This window comes from Cupriavidus sp. WKF15 (assembly GCF_029278605.1).
GTDB lineage: Bacteria > Pseudomonadota > Gammaproteobacteria > Burkholderiales > Burkholderiaceae > Cupriavidus.
Genome location: NZ_CP119572.1, coordinates 3,379,609 through 3,399,555 on the forward strand (window position 1 = coordinate 3,379,609; position 19,947 = coordinate 3,399,555).

Genomic DNA, 19,947 nt, shown 5'->3' on the forward strand with positions numbered 1-19,947 from the left:
TTAATCCTGCAGCGACGCTGCGAATGCCTCTAGGAACTGCGCGTTTTCTTCGGGAGTGCTGACCGTGACGCGCAAACAGTTGGCCAGCAATGGGTGCATTTTACTCACGTTCTTGATCAGCACCTTGCGGGCAAGGAGTCGATCGAACGTCTGTGCGGCATCCGGCACGCGTGCCAGCAGGAAATTGGCCGCGCTGGGGAACACGGTCACGCCGGCGTGGGCAGCCATGCCCTGCGCCACGCGCGCGCGTTCGGCGCGCAGCTGCGCCGCCTGCTCATCGAGCACGGCGACGTGCTCGAGCGCGAACAGCGCCGTCGCCTCGGTCAGTACATTGACGTTGTACGGCGGGCGCACCTTGTCGAGCTGCTCCAGCCACTGTGGTGCGCCGGCCACATAGCCCAGGCGGATACCGGCCAGGCCCAGCTTGGACACCGTGCGCATGACCAGCAGGTTGCCGAACTCCGTCAGGCGCGGCATCCAGCTTTCCTGCGCGAACGGCTGGTAGGCCTCGTCCACGACCACCAGGCTGCGGCATACCGCCCCCTGCGCGGCACGGACGATGGCCTCCATATCGGCGGCATCGAACAGGTTGCCGGTCGGATTGTTGGGATAGGCCAGGTAGATGATGGCGGGCTGGTGTTCGGCCATGGCGGCCAGCATGGCTTCGCGGTCCAGCGTGAAGTCCGCGCGCAGCGGCACGCCCACGAACTGCAGGCCGGCGAACTGGGCCGACATCGCGTACATCACGAAGCCGGGCACGGGCGCCATCACCTTCGCACCGGGCCGGGCCGCGGCCAGCGCCAGCATGCTGATGATTTCATCCGAACCGTTGCCGAGCAGCACATCCATGCCGGCCGGCACCTGCATGACGTCCTTCAGCTTCGCGCGCAGCGCCTCGCTGCTGGGCACCGGGTAGCGGTTCAGCGCCACCTCGCCGAGCCGCGCGGCCAGTTCGGCGCGCAGGTCGGGCGGCAGGCGGTACGGGTTCTCCATGGCGTCGAGCTTCACCAGACCATGCGAATCCGGCACGTGGTAGGCGCCCATGGCGCGCACGTCGTCACGGATGATTCGCTCGATCAGGGAAGGGTCTACGACTGACATGGATGCTCCTTGTTTGCGCAGCCGCACCAACGCGGCTGCAATGGGATTCAACTACGCTTGAAACGATACTCGGCGCTGCGGGCGTGGGCCTGCAGGCCTTCGCCATACGCCAGCTCGGCGGCAATCTGGCCCAGCATCTGCGCCCCGCCCTCGCTCACTTCGATCAGGCTCGAGCGCTTCTGGAAGTCGTACACGCCCAGCGGCGACGAGAAGCGCGCCGTGCGCGAGGTCGGCAACACGTGGTTGGGGCCGGCGCAGTAGTCGCCAAGCGATTCGCTGGTATAGCGGCCCAGGAAGATGGCGCCAGCGTGGCGGATCTTCTCGCTCCACTGGCGCGGATTCTCGGCCGAGATTTCCAGGTGCTCCGGCGCAATCGCGTTGGCGATCTCGCAGGCCTCATCCATGTCGCGCACCTTGACCAGCGCGCCACGGCCCGAGATCGACGCCGCAATCACTTCGCGGCGCGGCATGCTGTCGAGCTGGCGCTGGATGCTGGCTTCCACCTGCGCGATGTAGTCCGCGTCCGGGCACAGCAGGATCGATTGCGCGAGTTCGTCGTGCTCGGCCTGCGAGAACAGGTCCATCGCCACCCAGTCCGGGTCGGTCGTGCCGTCGCAGATCACCAGGATTTCCGAGGGGCCCGCGATCATGTCGATGCCGACCGTGCCGAAGACGCGGCGCTTGGCGGCGGCCACATACGCATTGCCCGGTCCGACGATCTTGTCGACCTGCGGCAGCGTCGCCGTGCCGTAGGCCAGCGCGCCGACCGCCTGCGCGCCGCCGATGGTGAACACCCGGTCCACACCCGCGATCTGCGCGGCGGCCAGCACCAGCTCATTGCGCACGCCGCCCGGCGTGGGCACGACCATGATGATTTCCTTGACGCCGGCCACGCGCGCCGGAATCGCGTTCATCAGCACGGACGACGGATACGCGGCCTTGCCGCCCGGCACGTAGATGCCCACGCGGTCCAGCGGCGTCACCTTCTGGCCCAGCATGGTGCCGTCGGCCTCGGTGTACTCCCAGCTGTGGCTGCCGCATTCGATCTTCTGCTTCTCGTGATAGGCGCGCACGCGCGCGGCAGCCGCTTCCAGCGCGGCGCGGCGCTTGGGCTCCAGGTCTTCGAGCGCAGCTTCGAGTTCGCTTTGCGAGACTTCCAGCGCGCCCATCGACGCGGCCTCGACGCGGTCGAACCGCTGCGTGTACTCGAGCACCGCGACGTCGCCGCGATCCTTCACGTCGGCCAGGATCTGCGCCACGGCGCGGTCGATGGCCTCATCCTCGGCGGCCTCGAAGGCCAGCACCTCGCGCAGCGCCTGGGCAAAGCCCGGCTCGGCGGAGTCGAGCTGGCGAATCGACACGTTTTCCATTTCGGTTGCGTTCATGACTCCATTCCTTTCTGGGGCGCCGGCCTCAGGCCAGCGCCGCCGATGCCTTCTCGAACGCGTCGAGAATCGGCGTCAGGCGTTCGCGCTTGAGCTTCAGCGCAGCCTGGTTCACGACCAGGCGCGACGAAATCTGCACGATCTCTTCGACTTCCACCAGGTTGTTGGCGCGCAGCGTGCCGCCAGTGCTGACCAGGTCGACGATGGCGTCCGACAAGCCGACCAGCGGGCCCAGTTCCATCGAACCGTACAGCTTGATCAGGTCGACGTGAACGCCCTTCTTCGCAAAATGCTCGCGCGCGGTCTGCACATACTTGGTGGCCACCGCAAGACGCGCGCCCTGGCGCACGGCGTTGGCGTAGTCAAACCCGGCCGGCACCGCCACCGACATGCGGCAGCGCGCGATGTTCAGGTCGATCGGCGCGTACAGGCCGGTCATGCCGTGCTCCATCAGCACGTCCTTGCCGGCTACGCCGAAGTCGGCCGCACCGTATTGCACGTAGGTGGGCACGTCGGACGCGCGCACGATGATCACGCGCACGGCCGGATCGGAAGTCGGCAGGATCAGCTTGCGCGAAGTCTCCGGATCCTCGGTGACACGGATGCCGGCGGCCTCGAGCAGCGGCAGTGTTTCCTTGAAGATACGGCCCTTGGAGAGCGCCAGGGTGAGCTGGCTGGGCGAAGCGTTGAAAGCGGGGCTCATCGGATTCCTCAGGCAATGCGGCGGATCTTGGCGCCAACTGCCGACAGCTTGTCTTCCATGCGGTCGTAGCCGCGGTCCAGGTGATAGATGCGGTCGATCACGGTGTCGCCGTCGGCCACCAGGCCGGCAATCACCAGGCTCGCCGAGGCGCGCAGGTCGGTCGCCATCACGTTGGCGCCGGACAGGCGCGGCACGCCGGTCACCACGGCCGTGTTGCCTTCCGCCGTGATATTGGCACCCAGGCGGTTCAGCTCCTGCACGTGCATGAAGCGGTTTTCGAAGATCGTCTCGGTAATGCGCGCGGTGCCCTCGGCCACGGCGTTCAGCGCCATGAACTGCGCCTGCATGTCGGTCGGGAAAGCCGGGTATTCCGAGGTGCGGAAGCTCACGGCCTGGGCACGGCGCGGCATCGACAGGCGGATCCAGTCATCGCCGGTTTCCACGTTGGCGCCGGCCTCGCGCAGCTTGATCAGCACGGCGTCCAGGATCAGCGGCGGAATGTCGCGCAGGACCAGGTCGCCCAGCGTGGCCGCGGCCGCGCACAGGAAGGTGCCGGCCTCGATGCGGTCGGCGACGACCGAGTGCCGCGCGCCATGCAGCTTGTCGACGCCCTGCACGACCAGCCGGTCGGTGCCGATGCCGTCGATCTTCGCGCCCATCTTGACGAGCAGGTTCGCGAGATCGGTCACCTCGGGCTCGCGCGCGGCGTTTTCCAGCACCGTCTCGCCTTCGGCGAGGGTCGCGGCCATCAGCAGGTTTTCCGTGCCGGTCACGGTGATCATGTCCGTCACCACGCGCGCGCCCTTCAAGCGGCTGGCGCGGGCATGGATGAAGCCGTGCTCGATCGCGATCTCGGCCCCCATGGCCTGCAGGCCCTTGATGTGCTGGTCCACCGGACGCGCGCCGATGCCGCATCCGCCGGGCAGCGAGACGCGCGCCTCGCCGAAGCGCGCGACCAGCGGGCCGAGCACCAGGATCGACGCGCGCATGGTCTTCACCAGCTCATACGGCGCTTCGGGCGAATTGATGTCGGTGCCCTTCAGCGTGGCGGTGGCGCCCGTCATCTCGGCATGCATGCCCATCTGCCGCAGCAGCTTGAGCATGGTGCGCGTGTCCTGCAGGTTCGGCACGTTGTCGATGGTGACGGTGTCCGCCGTCAGCAAGCCGGCGCAGAGGATCGGCAGCGCGGCGTTCTTGGCGCCGGAAACACGGATCTCGCCTTTGAGCGGGCCATTGCCCTGGATCTGGAATTTGTCCATGTTCTGTCAGTTGCAGCCGGACGGGGTAAGCACGCCCGGCGTCGTTATCGCGGGAGCCGCACGCACCGGCACGCAGCTCGAATCGGTGAAACTGCCGGCCCGGCCGCTTATTTGCCGGCGCCCGCCTGCCACTCGGCCGGCGTGAGGGTCTTCATCGACAGCGCATGGATCTCGGCACGCATGCGGTCGCCGAGCGCGGCGTACACGCGCTGGTGACGCTGGATCAGCCGCTTGCCGTCGAACTCGGCGCTGACGATGGTGGCAAAGAAGTGCTGGCCGTCACCCTCGACTTCCAGGTGTTCGCAGGGCAACCCTTGGGCAATGTAATCCCTGACTTGTTCCGGAGTAGGCAGCATGATTTCTTCTCTTCTGTGTGGATGGCCGCGTGTTCAGTGACGCAGCTTGTAACCCGACTTCAGCAGGCGCAGCGCCAGCGTCGCGAGCAGCACGAAGGCCGCGCCGACCACCGCCAGGCTGAACATCGGCGACACGTCCGAGACGCCGAAGAAGCCATAGCGGAAGCCGTCGATCATGTAGAAGAACGGGTTGGCATGGGACACCGCCTGCCAGAAGGCGGGCAGCGAATGGATGGAGTAGAACACCCCCGACAGGAATGTCGCGGGCATGATCAGGAAGTTCTGGAAGGCGGCCAGCTGGTCGAATTTCTCGGCCCAGATACCGGCGATCAGCCCGAGCGTCCCCAGGATGCCGGCACCGAGCAGCGCGAACACCAGGATCCAGCCCACGCTGGAGAAGTGCAGGTTAGCGAACCACGCGGTCACCAGCAGCACCCCGAGGCCAACCGTCAGGCCGCGGATCACCGAAGCCACCACGTAGGCGCCGAACATCTCCCAGTGCGACAGCGGGGGCAGCAGCACGAATACCAGGTTGCCGGTGATCTTGGACTGGATCAGCGACGACGAACTGTTGGCGAAGGCGTTCTGCAGCACGCTCATCATCACCAGGCCCGGTACCAGGAATGCGGTATAGCTGATCTGGTCATAGACCTTGACGCGGTCTTCCAGCACGTGGCCGAAGATCAGCAGGTACAGCACGGCCGTCAGCACCGGCGCGGCCACGGTCTGGAAACTGACCTTCCAGAAGCGCAGCACTTCCTTGTAAAGCAGGGTCCGGAAACCGACCAGCCCGCCCACGGCCATCGGCGCAAGCCGCGTGGTGTCCAGCACTTCGATATCGCCAGGCTGCTTCATGCCGCGGCCTCCATGTCCTGGTCGGGCAAGGCGCCGGGCATGTGGCCCTCGCGGCGCATGATCTGGACGAACACGTCTTCGAGATCGGCCTTGTTGATTTCCATGTCTTCGATGTCACAGCCCGCCTCGCGGCAGGCAGCCAGGATGGGCTCCACGGCCGGGTAGCCCGACAGGCGCAGGCGCACCGCGCGCTCGCCCGGATTGGCGGGCATGCGCAGCGGCTCCAGCGCCACGGGCAGCTTGCCGCGCGCGAACGTCAGCACCAGTTGCAGGCCTGCGAACTGCGTCAGCAGGTTGCTGGTGCGGTCCAGCGCCACGACCTCGCCAAATTTCAGCATGGCGATGCGGTCGCACAGCGCTTCGGCTTCTTCCAGGTAGTGCGTGGTCAGGATGATGGTGTGCCCTTCCCGGTTCAGCCGCGAAATGAACTTCCACAGGGTCTGGCGCAACTCCACGTCCACGCCGGCGGTGGGTTCGTCCAAGACGATCACCGGCGGACGGTGCACCAGCGCCTGCGCCACCAGCACGCGCCGCTTCATGCCGCCGGACAGCTGGCGCATGTTGGCATCGGCCTTGTTGGTGAGATCCAGGTTGGCCATGATCTCGTCGATCCAGTCGTCATTGCGCGTCAGGCCGAAGTAGCCCGACTGCAGCCGCAGCGTCTCGCGCACGGTGAAGAAGGGATCGAACACGAGTTCCTGCGGCACCACGCCGAGCATACGCCGCGCCATCCGGTAGTCGGACACGACATCGTGCCCGAGCACACTGACGCGGCCGGAATCCGCGCGGTTCAGGCCCGCCAGGATGGAGATCAGCGTGGTCTTGCCGGCACCGTTGGGACCGAGCAGACCGAAGAATTCGCCGCGCTCGACGGTGAAGCTGACGCCCTTGAGCGCCTGCAGGTTGCTGTAGCGCTTGCGAACGTCGGTGAGTTCGATGGCTTTCATGGCCGAATGTCTGGAGCTGGCCCGACTGGGACCGGCCGTCTGGAAATGGGGACCAACTTGGACCAACTGGTGCCCGGGCAACCCTGAACCGGCCCGAAGTGCTGCGGGGGAACGGGCGAACAACCCGGAATTATAGGGGATGCGGGCAAACTCCCGCTTGGGACGCGGCCACCGCCTCGGGCAGTGGCCGGGGCATCCGGATGACCGCAACCGGGCACGCGGTCAGGGATGCCGGTTCAATGTCGATGCGAAGCCGCTTGCGGCGTCAGGCCGAGCAGGCCGTCGACGCCATACAGCGAAGCCAGTTCGGCCAACTGCGAAGGCACGCCGCTCAGGGCCAGCTTGCCCTGGCGGGCGACGGCGGCGCGCTGCCAGGCCAGCAGAACGGCAACGGCGGATGAATCCACCTGTTCCAGCGCGGCGCAGTCCACCTGTGTTTCGCCTTGTGCAACGCGCGACAGCCCATCACGCAGCACAACGGCGGCGTTCTGGTTGGTCAGCGAGGTGCCAAGCGAGAGCATCGGGGAAGTCAGATCGGCGAAGCCAGGGGGTTCCGGAAAACACAAGCTCCCGCCTGGAGGCGGGAGTTTGCGTGTGTGGGGCCATTGTAGGGCAGTTTGGCGCCGCGTGCTGCAATGCAGCGCCAATTTGCGCAGCGCGTCAGCTCTTGGCGTTTGCCAGCTGGCGGTTGCGGTCCTGCAGCGTCTTGATCACGCCATCCACGCCCTGCTGGCCGACGATGGTGTTGAAGCTGCCCTTGTAGGCTTCGGTCAGCCATGCGCCCAGCACGTTGATGTCATAGACCTTCCAGCCCTGCGCGGTCTTCTCGAGGCGGTAATCGAGCTGGATCGGCTCGCCCTTGTTGATCACCTGGGTGCGGATGGTCGCGTCGGTGTCCTCCGGCGAACCGCGATACGGCTTGTACTGCACGGTCTGGTCGCGGATCTGCGCAATGGCGCCGGCGTAGGTACGGATCAGCAGCGTCTTGAACTCGTCGGTGATGACCTTCTGCTGCTCGGGGGTGGCCTTCGACCAGTTGCGGCCCATGGCGATCTGCGTGGTCTTCTGGAAATTCGCGTTCGGCAGGATCTTCTGCTCGACCAGCGCGGAGATCTTGGCGATATTGCCGGCCTGCATGTCCTTGTCGCTCTTGACGCTGGTCATCACGTCGCCGACGACGGCCTTGACCAGCGTTTCAGGGCTGGCTGCGTCTTGCGCCGAAACCTGCGCATGGGCGGCGCCGGCAAAGGCGGCTACAGCGAGGAAGGGGAGCAACAGTCGCTTGATCATGGATTTTCCTTCTTGGTCAGGTTCATTCACCGCCCCTGGAGCCGGCCGGGGCTTTGGCAGGCCAGTCATCCAGGGACGTTGCGCACATTGGAACATAGTCCGCGGCGGCGAGTTTCTCGCGCCAGCGCATCCGGCGTCACTTAAAAACAAATTGTTTCAGTGCTCACAGCGCATTCACAGCGCCGCAGCGCAGCGTCACCGAATGTGCAGGCCGCCGCCCGGGACGATACGCTGCATTGGCGACGCCGGCGGCACGGGCAGGTTCTGGCCCTCGGGCTGCGTGGTTCCCTCGGACGGCGCAGCAGGTTGCTGGGACGGCTGCTGGGACGGCTGCTGGGACGGCTCCTGTGACGGCTGCTGAGGTGCGCCGTCGCTCTCGGAATCGTCGTTCTCGCGGCCTGGAGGATTGCCGTCGTAGATCAGGTACTCGCGCCGCTGCAGGTACGCATCGCGCATGAACGCGTACTTGTCCAGTGCGGCCTGCTCGAGCAGGTTGGTCGCGCCAAGCAGTTGCGCGCGGCCCGCGACGATACGGACGCCGATCAGCGAATTGCGCAGCGAGACCGGATAGAAATAGGCCGACGGGTCGATCTGCCGGTCCACCAGCATGCCGGCGGTGTCGCGCACGGTGCTCGGCCCGAACAGCGGCAGCACCAGGTACGGGCCCGCCGGCACGCCCCAGACGCCCAGGGTCTGGCCGAAATCTTCCTTGTACTTGGGCAGGCCGCCTGGCGTGGCGATATCGATCAGCCCGCCGATGCCGAGCACGGTGTTGATCGCCACCCGCATGGTGTCCTCGGCGGCACGGCTAGGCTTGCCCTGCAGCAGGTTGTTCACCGCCGAATAGACATCGCTGACGTTCGAAAAGAAATTGTCGACCGCAGTCTGGACCGGCGACGGAATGTAGTCGGAATAGAGCTGGGCAACGGGCTTCAGCACGCCCTTGTCGAAGTCCTCGTTGATCCGCGAGACCTCGCGGTTGAACGGCTCGAGCGGATCCTTCGGGTTGGCGGTCGGGCCCGTGGCGCAACCAGCCATCAGCGTCAGCGCGCTGGCGGCGAACGCCAGCACGGCGCGCCGGGGCGCCGGTTTATGGGAGGCGACGTTCATTTACCGGCTCCGCCAAGGGCCGGTGCGCTCGCTGCGCCGCCGCTGTTGCCTCCGCCGGCCCCGGCATCGGCCGCCTTGTTGTAGAGGAACTGGCCGATCAGGTTCTCCAGCACCACCGCCGACTGCGTCATGGTGATGCGCGAACCCTGTGCCAGCATGGCGGTATCGCCGCCAGCCTCCAGGCCGATGTACTGCTCGCCGAGCAGGCCCGAGGTCAGGATCTTGGCCGAGGTGTCCTTGGGAAACTGGTACTGCTTTTCCAGGTTCATGACCACGGTCGCCTGGTAGGTCTTGTCATCGAACCGGATCTCGGCGACGCGCCCCACCACCACGCCGGCGCTCTTGACCGGCGCGCGCGGCTTGAGCCCGCCGATGTTGTCGAAGCGCGCTTCCACCGCGTAGGTTTCCTGGAACGTGAAGGCGCTCATGTTGCCGGCCTTCAGGGCGAGGAACAGCAGGGCAACAAAGCCCGCCGCCACAAACAACCCCACCCAGAAATCGAGTGCACTTTTTTTCATTGGGATCTCTTTGTATCCGTTGTCCTGTCAGTTGTCCCGGTGCCGTCGTCCATCAGCTGAACATCAGCGCGGTCAGCAGGAAATCCAGCCCCAGCACGGCCAGCGACGCAATCACCACCGTGCGGGTCGTGGCGCGCGACACGCCTTCCGGCGTGGGCTTGGCCTCGAAGCCCTGGTATAGCGCGATAAACGTCACGGCAATGCCAAAAATAAAGCTCTTGATGACGCCGTTGAGCACATCGGCACGCACATCCACGCCGCCCTGCATCTGCGACCAGAAGGCGCCGGCGTCCACGCCGATCAGCTGCACACCCACCAGGTAGCCGCCCAGGATGCCGACCGCGCTGAAGATGGCGGCCAACACCGGCATGGCCACCACGCCCGCCCAGAAGCGCGGGGCCACCACGCGCTGCAAGGGATTGACGGCCATCATTTCCATGGCGGTCAGTTGTTCGCCGGCCTTCATCAGGCCGATTTCAGCGGTCAGCGACGTGCCCGCGCGGCCCGCAAACAGCAGCGCCGTCACCACCGGCCCCAGCTCGCGCACGAGCGACAGCGCCACCAGCAGGCCGAGTGCCTGCTCGGAGCCATAGCGGTTCAGTGTGTAATAGCCCTGCAGGCCAAGCACGAAGCCGACGAACAGGCCGGATACGGCGATGATCACGAGCGACAGGTTGCCGACGAAGAAGATCTGGTCGGACACCAGGCGGAAACGCCGCAGCAGGGCCGGCGACAGGCCCAGCACTGTGAAGAACATGCGGGTCGCGCGGCCCAGGCCCGTGACACCTTGCCGCACGGCGGCGCCGATTGCTGTGAGGAAACCCATCACTGCGCACCTCCGCCGGCAAAGTCCTCGGCCAGCGACGGGCCCGGATAGTGGAACGGCACCGGGCCATCCGCCTCGGCATGGACGAACTGGTGCACGAACGGATCGGTCGATGCGCGCAGGGCTTCCGGCTCGCCCTGCGCGGCGATGCGGCCGTTGGCGATGAAATACACGTAATCGGCGATCTGGAAGGTCTCGTGCACGTCGTGCGAGACGATGATGGTAGTAGCGCCCAGCGCATCATTGAGGCTGCGAATCAGCCGCGCGGTCAGCCCGAGCGAAATCGGATCGAGACCGGCAAAGGGCTCGTCGTACATCAGCAGTGACGGGTCAAGGGCAATCGCGCGCGCCAGCGCCACTCGCCGCGCCATGCCGCCGGAGATCTGCGACGGCATCAGGTCGCGCGCGCCGCGCAGGCCGACGGCGTTGAGCTTCATCAGCACCAGGTCGCGAATCACCGATTCGGGCAGGTCCGTGTGCTCGCGCAACGGAAAGGCCACATTGTCGAATACCGACAAGTCCGTAAAGAGCGCGCCGAACTGGAACAGCATGCCCATCTGGCGTCTGACGGCGTACAGCCCCGCCACGTCGAGCTTGTGGATATCGGCGCCATTGAACGTCACCGATCCCGATTGCGGCCGCACTTGCCCGCCAATCAGGCGCAAGACGGTGGTCTTGCCGCAGCCAGAGCCGCCCATCACCGCGATCACCTTGCCACGCGGGAAATGCATGGTCAGGCCGGTCAGGATCGGCTTGGCGTCAGACGAGTAGGCAAAATCTACCGCGTTGAGTTCGACGAGATTGCGGGCAGGATCGGTCACGTTTGCAGCGTTCTGGGCAGTCGCGCATTATAAGGGCTACTACCTAGACCTGCAGGCGGCCGTGGGCCCGCCGCCACATTGACTGCGCGATGCCGCTATGGCTCGCCCTGCGCGGCATCGCGCAGGATGACCTGCCACTGGATCGATTCCGAGCGGATCGCGGTCGCGAAGGCCTCGGGCGAATCGCGCAGCGGCGTCAGGCCCGCGGCCATCAGGCGGGTGCGGACTTCACGCTCGGCCATCACCGCGTCCAGCTCGACCGCCAGCTTCGCAATGATCGCGCGCGGCGTCTTGGCCGGCGCCATCACACCGAACCAGGCGGCGGCGGCATAGCCTTCCAGGCCGGATTCCTGCAGCGTCGGCACCAGCGGCGCCAGCGGCGAGCGCGATACGCCAGTCACGCCGATCATGCGCAACGAACCGTTGCGGACATGGCTCTGCACGGCCGCATAGGAACAGAAGCAGGCGCTGATGCGGCCGGCCAGCATCTCCTGCACGACCGCCCCCTCGCCCTTGGCCGTCACGAGCGGCACGCCATTGCGAATACCGCGTACCGCGTATTCCGCATACAGGTGGGACGGGCTGCCCGACTGGCCATAGCCATAGCTGTAGGAACCGGGATTCGATCTGACGGCCACCGCCCATTGTGCCGGCGTGCGCATGGGCAAGCGGCCGTCGATGACCAGGAAGAGCGGCGTGGTGGCCACGCGCGCCACCGGCGTGAAGTCGCGCACCACGTCATACGGCACGGGCTCCAACCCTGGCTGGATCAGCATGTTGGCCTGGTGAAACAGCAATGTGTGACCGTCCGAGCTGGACTTGGCCACCACATCGCCGGCCGTGGTACCGGCCGCACCGGGCCGGTTGTCCACGTCCACCGGCACACCGAGCCGAACCGACAGACGCTCGGCAAGCAGGCGTGCCACGGCATCGGCCACGCCGCCTGCGGGAAACGGCACGATGAGCCGCATCGGGCGTGCCGGGAACGACATCGTCCGTGCCACGGCTGGCGGCGCAGATGCGGTAGCCGTCGACACGGCTTGCGCGGCAAAAGGCGTCCATGCCGCCAGCAAGGCGGCCAACACCCCACACCACGTCACTACAGCATCCCGGATGGCAGCAGCAAGCATCAACTTCGCTTTACCTCGCCAAAGCCGCGACAAGATGCGCACTTCGGACATCAATTTTCTCCGGCGCGTCCCGCTTAGCAGGACCGCATCTGGTTCGGCTGAAAAAGGATTCGAGGCAATTTCCGATTATTGTTTTTGTAAATTGTACGAAGAGCCCCCGGCAGGACACAGGCACGTAAACCATAGCGCGGGAGAACCCTGAAAACCTGTCAAAGCCTGTGCAGACGTCCAGCATCCTTGTCCAAGCACTCACAGTGCCCCCTACAATGGCGCGATGTCTGAATTCCTGGTGCGGCGCATGACGACCGCAGACCTGCCCGGCGTACTCGAGATCCAGAAGCAGTGCTATCACAGCGGCCTGCTGGAAGGCGCCGAGGCCTTCGCCAGCCGGCTCACGCTCTCACCCGCGACCTGCGCGGTGGCCGAATCCATCGATGACCGGACTCTGGCTGGCTACCTGTTCACCCATCCCTGGCCACAGGACAGCCTGCCGCCGCTGGACGGCGTCCTGAAGCCTTGCGTGCTCGGCGGGACGGCGGCCGCCGCCATAACCTGGTTTGTGCATGACATGGCCGTGGCGCCGGCAGGACGCGGTAGCGGTCTCGCGCTGCGGCTGTATGAAGCCGCCTTGCGGGCCGCGCTGGAAGCCGGCTTGCGGCATTCGCGCCTGATTGCAGTGCAGGCCGCGGCAGGGTGGTGGCGCAGGCTTGGGTACGCGCCGATGACAGCGCACCGGGCCGCCACGCATGCCGGCAAGCTCGCTTGCTATGGTCCGGATGCCGTGATCATGGAGTGCGCGCTGAGCGTCTGAGATTCTTCGCCGGATTGCGGGGGATGGGGAATGGTGGGGCGAAGAACCACAAAAAAAACCCGCTTGGCTAACACCAAACGGGTTTCCCAATCGGCCATGACGACGCAATCAGCGCGGCAGTTCCGAATGCCCCATCAGGAACGCATCAACCGAACGCGCCGCCTGGCGGCCCTCGCGGATCGCCCACACCACCAGCGACTGGCCACGGCGCACGTCGCCAGCGGCGAACACCTTCGGCACGTTGGTGTGGTAGGCACGCTCGCCTTCGGTGGCGGCCTTGGCGTTCTTGCGTGCGTCGGTATCGACACCGAACGCTTCCAGCATCGAGCCCACCGGGTTGGTGAAGCCCATGGCCAGCAGCACCAGGTCGGCCGGCAGGATGAATTCGCTGCCCGGCACTTCCTGCATCTTGCCGTCCTTCCATTCGACGCGGCAGGCCTTCAGCGCGGTGACCTTGCCGTTCTCGCCGATGAATTCCTTGGTGGCGACGGACCAGTCGCGGTCGCAACCTTCTTCGTGCGACGACGAGGTGCGCAGCTTGATCGGCCAGTACGGCCACACCAGCGGCTTGTTCTCTTCTTCCGGCGGCTGCGGCAGCAGTTCGAACTGGTTCACCGAGGCGGCACCATGGCGGTTCGACGTGCCGACGCAGTCGGAACCCGTATCGCCACCGCCGATCACGATCACGTTCTTGCCTTCGGCGCGGATGTCGTTCTCGCCGTCGCCAGCCACTTCCTTGTTCTGCGGAATCAGGAATTCCAGCGCGAAGTGGATGCCGTTCAGGTCGCGGCCCGGCACCGGCAGGTCGCGCGGCACTTCCGAGCCGCCGGCCAGCACGACAGCGTCGAACTGGTCCATCAGGTCCTTGGCCGAGATGGTTTCGCGCGCGTAGTTCTTGATGCCCGCCGGCAGCGCGCCGTCGGTCACCATCACGCCTGCGCGGAAGGTCACGCCTTCGGCCTGCATCTGCTCGATGCGGCGGTCGATCAGCGTCTTCTCCATCTTGAAGTCGGGGATGCCGTAGCGCAGCAGGCCGCCGATGCGGTCGTTCTTCTCGAACACGGTCACGTCGTGGCCGGCGCGCGCCAGTTGCTGCGCGGCAGCCATGCCGGCGGGACCCGAGCCGACCACGGCCACGGTCTTGCCAGTCTTGTGCTTGGGCGGCTGCGGTGCGACCCAGCCTTCTTCCCAGGCCTTGTCGATGATGGCGTGCTCGATCGACTTGATGCCGACCGGCAGCTCATTGATGCCCAGCGTGCAGGCGGCCTCGCACGGTGCCGGGCAGATGCGGCCCGTGAACTCTGGGAAGTTGTTGGTCTGGTGCAGCACCTCGATCGCCGACTTCCAGTCCTGGCGGTACACCAGGTCGTTGAAGTCCGGGATGATGTTGTTGACCGGGCAGCCGTTGTTGCAGAACGGGATGCCGCAGTCCATGCAGCGCGCACCCTGGATCTTCGCTTCGCTGTCGGACAGCGCGAACACGAATTCCTTGTAGTGCTTCACGCGCTTGACTACCGCTTCGTAGCCTTCGTTCTGGCGCGGAAATTCGAGAAAGCCAGTCGCCTTACCCATGTTGCGTCCTTGGTCTTGCTGGCAAGACCGGCTTGGCCGGCCTTGCTGTGAGGTCAGAATCTTGTCGGAGCCGCCGCCGCTGGCCGCGGCTCCCGTCTCGTGGTGCCGCGGATCAGGCGGCGATGGCTTCGCGGTCGCTGTCGCGGGCAGCCTGTTCCTTGGCGTACATCTCGCCCAGCGCGCGCTTGTACTCGGTCGGGAAGACCTTGACGAACTTGCGGCGCGCCGTGGTCCAGTCCGCCAGCAGCGCCTTGGCGCGCTCGGAACCGGTGTAGCGGAAGTGCTGCTCGATCAGGTTGCGCAGGACGACTTCGTCGAGCTGGCGCTTGCCGTTGACCTTGTGCCACGAAGCCGGGCTCTGGCCCTTCTCCTGGTCGGCCGCGGCCAGCACCGCTTCCAGCGCCACCATCGAGGTGTTGCAGCGCTTGTCGAACAGGCCGTCCTCGTCATAGACGTAGGCCACGCCGCCCGACATGCCCGCCGCGAAGTTGCGGCCGGTGCCGCCCAGCACCACCACGGTACCGCCGGTCATGTACTCGCAACCATGGTCGCCGGTGCCTTCCACCACGGCCACCGCGCCTGAGTTACGCACCGCGAAGCGCTCGCCGGCCACGCCGTTGAAGAACGCCTCACCGGCAATCGCGCCGTACAGCACGGTGTTGCCGACGATGATGTTGCGGGTCGGATCGCCACGGAACTCGTGCGGGGCGCGCACGATCACGCGGCCGCCCGAGAGGCCCTTGCCGACGTAGTCGTTGCCGTCGCCCACCAGGTCCAGCGTGATGCCGTGCGCCAGGAACGCGCCGAACGACTGGCCGGCCGTGCCTTGCAGCTGGATGTGGATGGTGTCGTCGGGCAGGCCCTCGTGGCCGTGCTGCTTGGCCACCACGCCCGACAGCATCGCACCGACGGTACGGTTCACGTTCTTGACCGGCTGGATGAACGACACGCGTTCGCCCTTCTCGATCGCCGGGCGTGCCTTGGCGATCAGCACGTGGTCCAGCGCCTTGCCGGCTTCGGCCGACAGGCCGTGGTCCTGCACGTCGGTGTGGTACAGCGGCGTGTCCGCGGGCAGCGCCACCTGGTGGAAGATGCGGGCGAAGTCCAGGCCGCGTGCCTTCCAGTGTTCGATGCCGGCCTTCATGTCGAGCAGGTCGGCGCGGCCGATCAGCTCGTCGAAGGTGCGGATGCCCAGCTGGGCCATGATCTCGCGGGCTTCCTCGGCAACGAAGAAGAAGAAGTTCACCACGTGTTCCGGCTTGCCCTGGAACTTCTTGCGCAGCTGCGGGTCCTGCGTGGCCACGCCCACCGGGCAGGTGTTCAGGTGGCACTTGCGCATCATGATGCAGCCCTCGGCCACCAGCGGCGCCGTGGCGAAGCCGAACTCGTCGGCGCCCAGCAGCGCGCCGATGACGACGTCGCGGCCGGTCTTCATCTGGCCGTCGGCCTGCACGCGGATGCGGTTGCGCAGGCCGTTGAGCAGCAGCGTCTGCTGCGTTTCGGCCAGGCCCAGTTCCCACGGCGAGCCGGCGTGCTTGATCGACGACCACGGCGAAGCACCGGTGCCGCCATCGTGGCCAGCGATCACGACGTGATCGGCCTTGGCCTTCGACACCCCTGCTGCCACCGTGCCGACGCCCACTTCGGACACCAGCTTGACCGAGATATCCGACGACGGGTTGACGTTCTTCAGGTCGTGGATCAGCTGTGCCAGATCCTCGATCGAGTAGATGTCATGGTGCGGCGGCGGCGAGATCAGGCCGACGCCCGGCACCGAGTAACGCAGCTTGCCGATGTAGTCCGACACCTTGTGGCCCGGCAGCTGGCCGCCTTCGCCCGGCTTGGCGCCCTGCGCCATCTTGATCTGGATCTGGTCGGCGGAGGCCAGGTATTCGGCTGTCACGCCGAAACGGCCCGATGCCACCTGCTTGATCTTCGAGCGCAGCGAGTCGCCATCCTGCAGCGGCAGGTCGGCCTCGACCACGTCGCCCAGCAGGCTCTTCAGGCTGTCGCCCTGCTTGATGGGAATGCCGCGCAGTTCATTGCGGTAGCGCTTCTCGTCTTCGCCGCCTTCACCGGTGTTCGACTTGCCGCCGATGCGGTTCATCGCCACGGCCAGCGTGGCATGGGCTTCGGTCGAGATCGAGCCGAGCGACATCGCGCCGGTCGCGAAGCGCCGCACGATTTCCTTGGCGGGCTCGACTTCTTCCAGCGGAATCGCCTTGGCCGGATCGACCTTGAACTCGAACAGACCACGCAGCGTCATGTGGCGCTTGCTCTGGTCGTTGATGATGTTGGCGTATTCCTTGTACGTCTGGTAGGCGCCCTTGCCGTCGTCAGCGCGCACCGAGTGCTGCAGCTTGGCGATCGAGTCCGGCGTCCACATATGCTCTTCGCCGCGGATACGGAACGCGTATTCGCCGCCGGTATCGAGCATGTTCTCCAGCACCGGGTTCGCGCCGAAGGCGTCCTTGTGCAGGCGCAGCGCCTCCTCGGCCACCTCGAAGATGCCGATGCCCTCGACGTTCGAAGGCGTGCCGTGGAAGTACTTCTGCACCAGCTCGCGCGACAAACCGATCGCTTCGAAGATCTGCGCGCCGGTGTACGACATGTACGTGGAGATGCCCATCTTGGACATCACCTTGAACAGGCCCTTGCCGATCGCCTTGACGAAATTCTTGATCGCTTTCTCGGCCGACAGGTCGCCCGAGAGGTCAGCCGCCATATCGGCCAGCGTTTCCATGGCCAGGTACGGGTGCACGGCTTCGGCGCCGTAGCCGGCCAGCAGCGCGAAGTGGTGCACTTCACGCGCGGTGCCGGTCTCGACCACCAGGCCGGTGGACGTGCGCAGGCCCTTCTCCACCAGGTGGTGGTGGATCGCGGACGTGGCCAGCAGCGCGGGAATCGCGACCTGGTCGGCGTCGACGCGGCGGTCCGTCACGATCAGGATGTTGTAGCCCGAACGCACCGCATCCACGGCTTCGGCGCACAGCGAGGCCAGGCGCGCTTCGATGCCTTCCTTGCCCCACGCAGTCGGGTAGCAGATGTTCAGTTCGTACGAACGGAACTTGCCGCCGGTGTAGTGCTCGATGTTGCGGATCTTGGCGATGTCCTTGAAGTCCAGCACGGGCTGGGACACTTCGAGACGCATCGGCGGGTTGATGTTGTTCAGCTCGAGCAGGTTCGGCTTCGGGCCGATGAACGACACCAGCGACATCACCATGTTCTCGCGGATCGGGTCGATCGGCGGGTTGGTCACCTGGGCGAACAGCTGCCGGAAGTAGTGGTACAGCGTCTTGTTCTTCGACGACAGCACGGCCAGCGGCGAATCATTGCCCATCGAGCCGGTGGCTTCCTCGCCCGACAGCGCCATCGGCGCCATCAGGAACTTGACGTCTTCCTGCGTGTAGCCGAACGACTGCTGGCGGTCCAGCAGCTTGGCCACGGGCTTCTTCTCGGCGGCAACGTCTTCGGGCTTGGCGTCGATCTCGTCCAGCTTGATACGGACGGCGTCGATCCAGCTCTTGTACGGCTTGGCGTTGGCCAGGTTGTCCTTGAGTTCCTTGTCGTCGATGATGCGGCCCTGCTCCATGTCGATCAGGAACATCTTGCCCGGCTGCAGGCGCCACTTTTCGACGATGCGCGACTCGGGGAACGGCAGCACGCCGGCTTCCGAGGCCAGCACGACGATGTCGTCCTCGGTCACGTAGAAGCGGGCCGGACGCAGGCCGTTACGGTCCAGCGTGGCGCCGATCTGGCGGCCGTCGGTGAAGCAGATCGCGGCCGGGCCGTCCCACGGCTCCATCATGGCGGCGTGGTACTCGTAGAAGGCGCGACGGTTGTCGTCCATCAGCGTGTGCTGTTCCCAGGCTTCCGGGATCATCATCATCATCGCGTGGACAAGCGGGTAGCCGGCCATCGTCAGCAGTTCGAGGCAGTTGTCGAACGATGCGGTGTCGGACTGGCCCGGGTAGATCAGCGGCCACAGCTTGGGCAGGTCGTCGCCCAGCACCGGCGACGAGATCGCGCCGGTACGCGCGTTGATCCAGTTGACGTTGCCCTTGACCGTGTTGATTTCGCCGTTGTGGGCGACCATGCGGTACGGGTGGGCCAGTTCCCAGGCCGGGAAGGTGTTGGTCGAGAAGCGCTGGTGCACCAGGGCCAGGGCCGACACGGCGCGCTGGTCCTGCAGGTCCAGATAGTACTCGCCGACCTGGTTGGCCAGCAGCAGGCCCTTGTACACCACGGTACGGGCCGACATCGACGGCACGAAGTATTCCTTGCCGTGCTTGAGCTTGAGCGCCTGGATGGCGTGGCTGGCGGTCTTGCGGATCACGTAGAGCTTACGTTCCAGCGCGTCCGTGGTCATGATGTCGCGGCCGCGACCGATGAAGATCTGGCGGATCACCGGCTCGGTCTTGCGGACCGTCGGCGACATCGGCATGTTGGCGTCCACCGGCACGTCGCGCCAGCCCAGCACGACCTGGCCTTCGAGGCGGACGGTGCGCTCCAGTTCCTGTTCGCAGGCCAGGCGCGAGGCGTGTTCCTTCGGCAGGAAGATCATGCCCACGCCATATTCGCCGGCGGGCGGCAGGCTCACGCCCTGCGCGGCCATCTCTTCGCGATAGAACTGGTCCGGAATCTGGATCAGGATGCCGGCGCCATCGCCCATCAGCGCGTCCGCGCCAACGGCACCCCGGTGGTCCAGGTTCTCGAGGATCTTCAGGCCCTGGCTGATGATCTCGTGCGTCTTCTTGCCCTTGATATGCGCGACCATGCCGACGCCGCAGGCGTCGTGCTCATTGGTCGGGTCATACAGGCCTTGCGATTGCGGACGCAGGGCGATGTCAGTGGAAGTTGCGCTGGTCTGCGCCTGGGCCAGTTCCTGGGCCGGATGGTTTTGCGATTGGTCCACGGGCTGAATTCCGGTGAAGGCTGCGCGGAAGGCCGGGCAAACCGAACGGGTACCGCATGCTGCCTGCGCGCCGGACACAAAATCGGACCGGGTGGGCCGGTTTCGACCGGCTCATCTACTGTCAGGGGACTACGGGGACCGCAACGGCGTACACGAGCGTGACGCGCCGCACAATGACTGTGGGTGGAGCACACTATATGGGAATCCCACAAAGCCTGCAAAGTTTTTAAATGGGGTCAGAACATATTTAAAAACTCAAACATTCAGATGGAGCATTAAATGGGGACACATTAAAACGACGCACATCTGTCCGGACGTGACCCCTCAGAAACTCCAGGAGCGGCTACG

17 protein-coding genes are annotated in these 19,947 nt (G+C 65.7%); 1 reads left to right on the forward strand and 16 read right to left on the reverse strand.

Features of this window, described 5'->3' with window-relative positions; genetic code table 11:
• The 14 genes from hisC to CupriaWKF_RS15735 form a co-directional block, all read right to left on the reverse strand.
• Positions 1–1,101, reverse strand: a complete 1,101-nt coding sequence (gene hisC / locus CupriaWKF_RS15670; RefSeq protein WP_276098745.1) for a histidinol-phosphate transaminase — start codon at positions 1,099–1,101, stop codon at positions 1–3.
• A gap of 47 nt (positions 1,102–1,148) precedes the next feature.
• Positions 1,149–2,486 carry a histidinol dehydrogenase gene (hisD, locus tag CupriaWKF_RS15675; RefSeq protein WP_276098746.1) on the reverse strand — a complete coding sequence of 446 codons (1,338 nt, stop codon included), beginning with the start codon at positions 2,484–2,486 and terminating at the stop codon, positions 1,149–1,151.
• Between the two features lie 28 nt (positions 2,487–2,514).
• The gene (gene hisG, locus CupriaWKF_RS15680; RefSeq protein WP_276098747.1) at positions 2,515–3,189 is read right to left on the reverse strand and encodes an ATP phosphoribosyltransferase; all 675 of its coding nucleotides are present in this window, start codon (positions 3,187–3,189) and stop codon (positions 2,515–2,517) included.
• Positions 3,190–3,197: 8 nt separating this feature from the next.
• Positions 3,198–4,448 carry a UDP-N-acetylglucosamine 1-carboxyvinyltransferase gene (gene murA / locus CupriaWKF_RS15685; protein WP_276098748.1) on the reverse strand — a complete coding sequence of 417 codons (1,251 nt, stop codon included), beginning with the start codon at positions 4,446–4,448 and terminating at the stop codon, positions 3,198–3,200.
• Positions 4,449–4,555: 107 nt separating this feature from the next.
• Positions 4,556–4,804, reverse strand: a complete 249-nt coding sequence (locus tag CupriaWKF_RS15690) for a BolA family protein (protein WP_211955740.1) — start codon at positions 4,802–4,804, stop codon at positions 4,556–4,558.
• A gap of 33 nt (positions 4,805–4,837) precedes the next feature.
• Positions 4,838–5,659, reverse strand: coding sequence for an ABC transporter permease (locus CupriaWKF_RS15695; protein WP_276098749.1), 822 nt, complete (start codon positions 5,657–5,659; stop codon positions 4,838–4,840).
• Positions 5,656–6,606, reverse strand: coding sequence for an ABC transporter ATP-binding protein (locus tag CupriaWKF_RS15700; protein ID WP_276098750.1), 951 nt, complete (start codon positions 6,604–6,606; stop codon positions 5,656–5,658). Before CupriaWKF_RS15700 ends, CupriaWKF_RS15695 begins: the two co-directional genes overlap by 4 nt.
• A gap of 236 nt (positions 6,607–6,842) precedes the next feature.
• Entirely contained in the window at positions 6,843–7,127 is a 285-nt protein-coding gene (locus CupriaWKF_RS15705) for an STAS domain-containing protein (RefSeq protein WP_276098751.1), read from the reverse strand.
• A 139-nt stretch (positions 7,128–7,266) separates the two neighbouring features.
• On the reverse strand, positions 7,267–7,896 hold the full coding sequence (locus tag CupriaWKF_RS15710) for an ABC transporter substrate-binding protein (RefSeq protein ID WP_276098752.1): 630 nt from the start codon (positions 7,894–7,896) through the stop codon (positions 7,267–7,269).
• A gap of 195 nt (positions 7,897–8,091) precedes the next feature.
• Complete coding sequence (locus tag CupriaWKF_RS15715) at positions 8,092–9,006, reverse strand: VacJ family lipoprotein (RefSeq protein WP_276098753.1); 915 nt, start codon at positions 9,004–9,006, stop codon at positions 8,092–8,094.
• Positions 9,003–9,524 (reverse strand): outer membrane lipid asymmetry maintenance protein MlaD, encoded by a 522-nt coding sequence (gene mlaD / locus CupriaWKF_RS15720; RefSeq protein WP_276098754.1) that lies wholly within the window; start codon positions 9,522–9,524, stop codon positions 9,003–9,005. The genes CupriaWKF_RS15715 and mlaD overlap by 4 nt, the downstream gene beginning before the upstream one ends.
• A 52-nt stretch (positions 9,525–9,576) precedes the next feature.
• On the reverse strand, positions 9,577–10,353 hold the full coding sequence (gene mlaE / locus CupriaWKF_RS15725) for a lipid asymmetry maintenance ABC transporter permease subunit MlaE (protein WP_276098755.1): 777 nt from the start codon (positions 10,351–10,353) through the stop codon (positions 9,577–9,579).
• Positions 10,350–11,171, reverse strand: coding sequence for an ABC transporter ATP-binding protein (locus tag CupriaWKF_RS15730; RefSeq protein ID WP_276098756.1), 822 nt, complete (start codon positions 11,169–11,171; stop codon positions 10,350–10,352). Before CupriaWKF_RS15730 ends, mlaE begins: the two co-directional genes overlap by 4 nt.
• A gap of 95 nt (positions 11,172–11,266) precedes the next feature.
• A complete protein-coding gene (locus CupriaWKF_RS15735) occupies positions 11,267–12,352 on the reverse strand; it encodes a tripartite tricarboxylate transporter substrate binding protein (RefSeq protein ID WP_276098757.1) in 1,086 nt (361 codons plus the stop codon).
• A gap of 223 nt (positions 12,353–12,575) precedes the next feature.
• Between CupriaWKF_RS15735 and CupriaWKF_RS15740 the strand changes: the two genes are divergently transcribed.
• Positions 12,576–13,112 carry a GNAT family N-acetyltransferase gene (locus tag CupriaWKF_RS15740; protein WP_276098758.1) on the forward strand — a complete coding sequence of 179 codons (537 nt, stop codon included), beginning with the start codon at positions 12,576–12,578 and terminating at the stop codon, positions 13,110–13,112.
• A gap of 108 nt (positions 13,113–13,220) precedes the next feature.
• On the opposite strand, the gene CupriaWKF_RS15745 is transcribed toward CupriaWKF_RS15740, so the two are convergent.
• Complete coding sequence (locus CupriaWKF_RS15745; RefSeq protein ID WP_276098759.1) at positions 13,221–14,684, reverse strand: glutamate synthase subunit beta; 1,464 nt, start codon at positions 14,682–14,684, stop codon at positions 13,221–13,223.
• Between the two features lie 112 nt (positions 14,685–14,796).
• Complete coding sequence (locus CupriaWKF_RS15750; protein WP_276098760.1) at positions 14,797–19,599, reverse strand: glutamate synthase-related protein; 4,803 nt, start codon at positions 19,597–19,599, stop codon at positions 14,797–14,799.
• Between the last annotated feature and the right edge of the window lie 348 nt (positions 19,600–19,947).

Coding starts and splice junctions, on each gene's coding strand:
- hisC (WP_276098745.1), bottom strand. CDS start 1,101: ATGTCAGTCGTAGACCCTTCCCTGATCGAGCGAATCATCCGTGACGAC.
- CupriaWKF_RS15700 (WP_276098750.1), bottom strand. CDS start 6,606: ATGAAAGCCATCGAACTCACCGACGTTCGCAAGCGCTACAGCAACCTG.
- CupriaWKF_RS15690 (WP_211955740.1), bottom strand. CDS start 4,804: ATGCTGCCTACTCCGGAACAAGTCAGGGATTACATTGCCCAAGGGTTG.
- CupriaWKF_RS15705 (WP_276098751.1), bottom strand. CDS start 7,127: ATGCTCTCGCTTGGCACCTCGCTGACCAACCAGAACGCCGCCGTTGTG.
- CupriaWKF_RS15710 (WP_276098752.1), bottom strand. CDS start 7,896: ATGATCAAGCGACTGTTGCTCCCCTTCCTCGCTGTAGCCGCCTTTGCC.
- murA (WP_276098748.1), bottom strand. CDS start 4,448: ATGGACAAATTCCAGATCCAGGGCAATGGCCCGCTCAAAGGCGAGATC.
- hisG (WP_276098747.1), bottom strand. CDS start 3,189: ATGAGCCCCGCTTTCAACGCTTCGCCCAGCCAGCTCACCCTGGCGCTC.
- CupriaWKF_RS15740 (WP_276098758.1), top strand. CDS start 12,576: ATGTCTGAATTCCTGGTGCGGCGCATGACGACCGCAGACCTGCCCGGC.
- mlaD (WP_276098754.1), bottom strand. CDS start 9,524: ATGAAAAAAAGTGCACTCGATTTCTGGGTGGGGTTGTTTGTGGCGGCG.
- hisD (WP_276098746.1), bottom strand. CDS start 2,486: ATGAACGCAACCGAAATGGAAAACGTGTCGATTCGCCAGCTCGACTCC.
- CupriaWKF_RS15735 (WP_276098757.1), bottom strand. CDS start 12,352: ATGTCCGAAGTGCGCATCTTGTCGCGGCTTTGGCGAGGTAAAGCGAAG.
- CupriaWKF_RS15715 (WP_276098753.1), bottom strand. CDS start 9,006: ATGAACGTCGCCTCCCATAAACCGGCGCCCCGGCGCGCCGTGCTGGCG.
- CupriaWKF_RS15745 (WP_276098759.1), bottom strand. CDS start 14,684: ATGGGTAAGGCGACTGGCTTTCTCGAATTTCCGCGCCAGAACGAAGGC.
- CupriaWKF_RS15695 (WP_276098749.1), bottom strand. CDS start 5,659: ATGAAGCAGCCTGGCGATATCGAAGTGCTGGACACCACGCGGCTTGCG.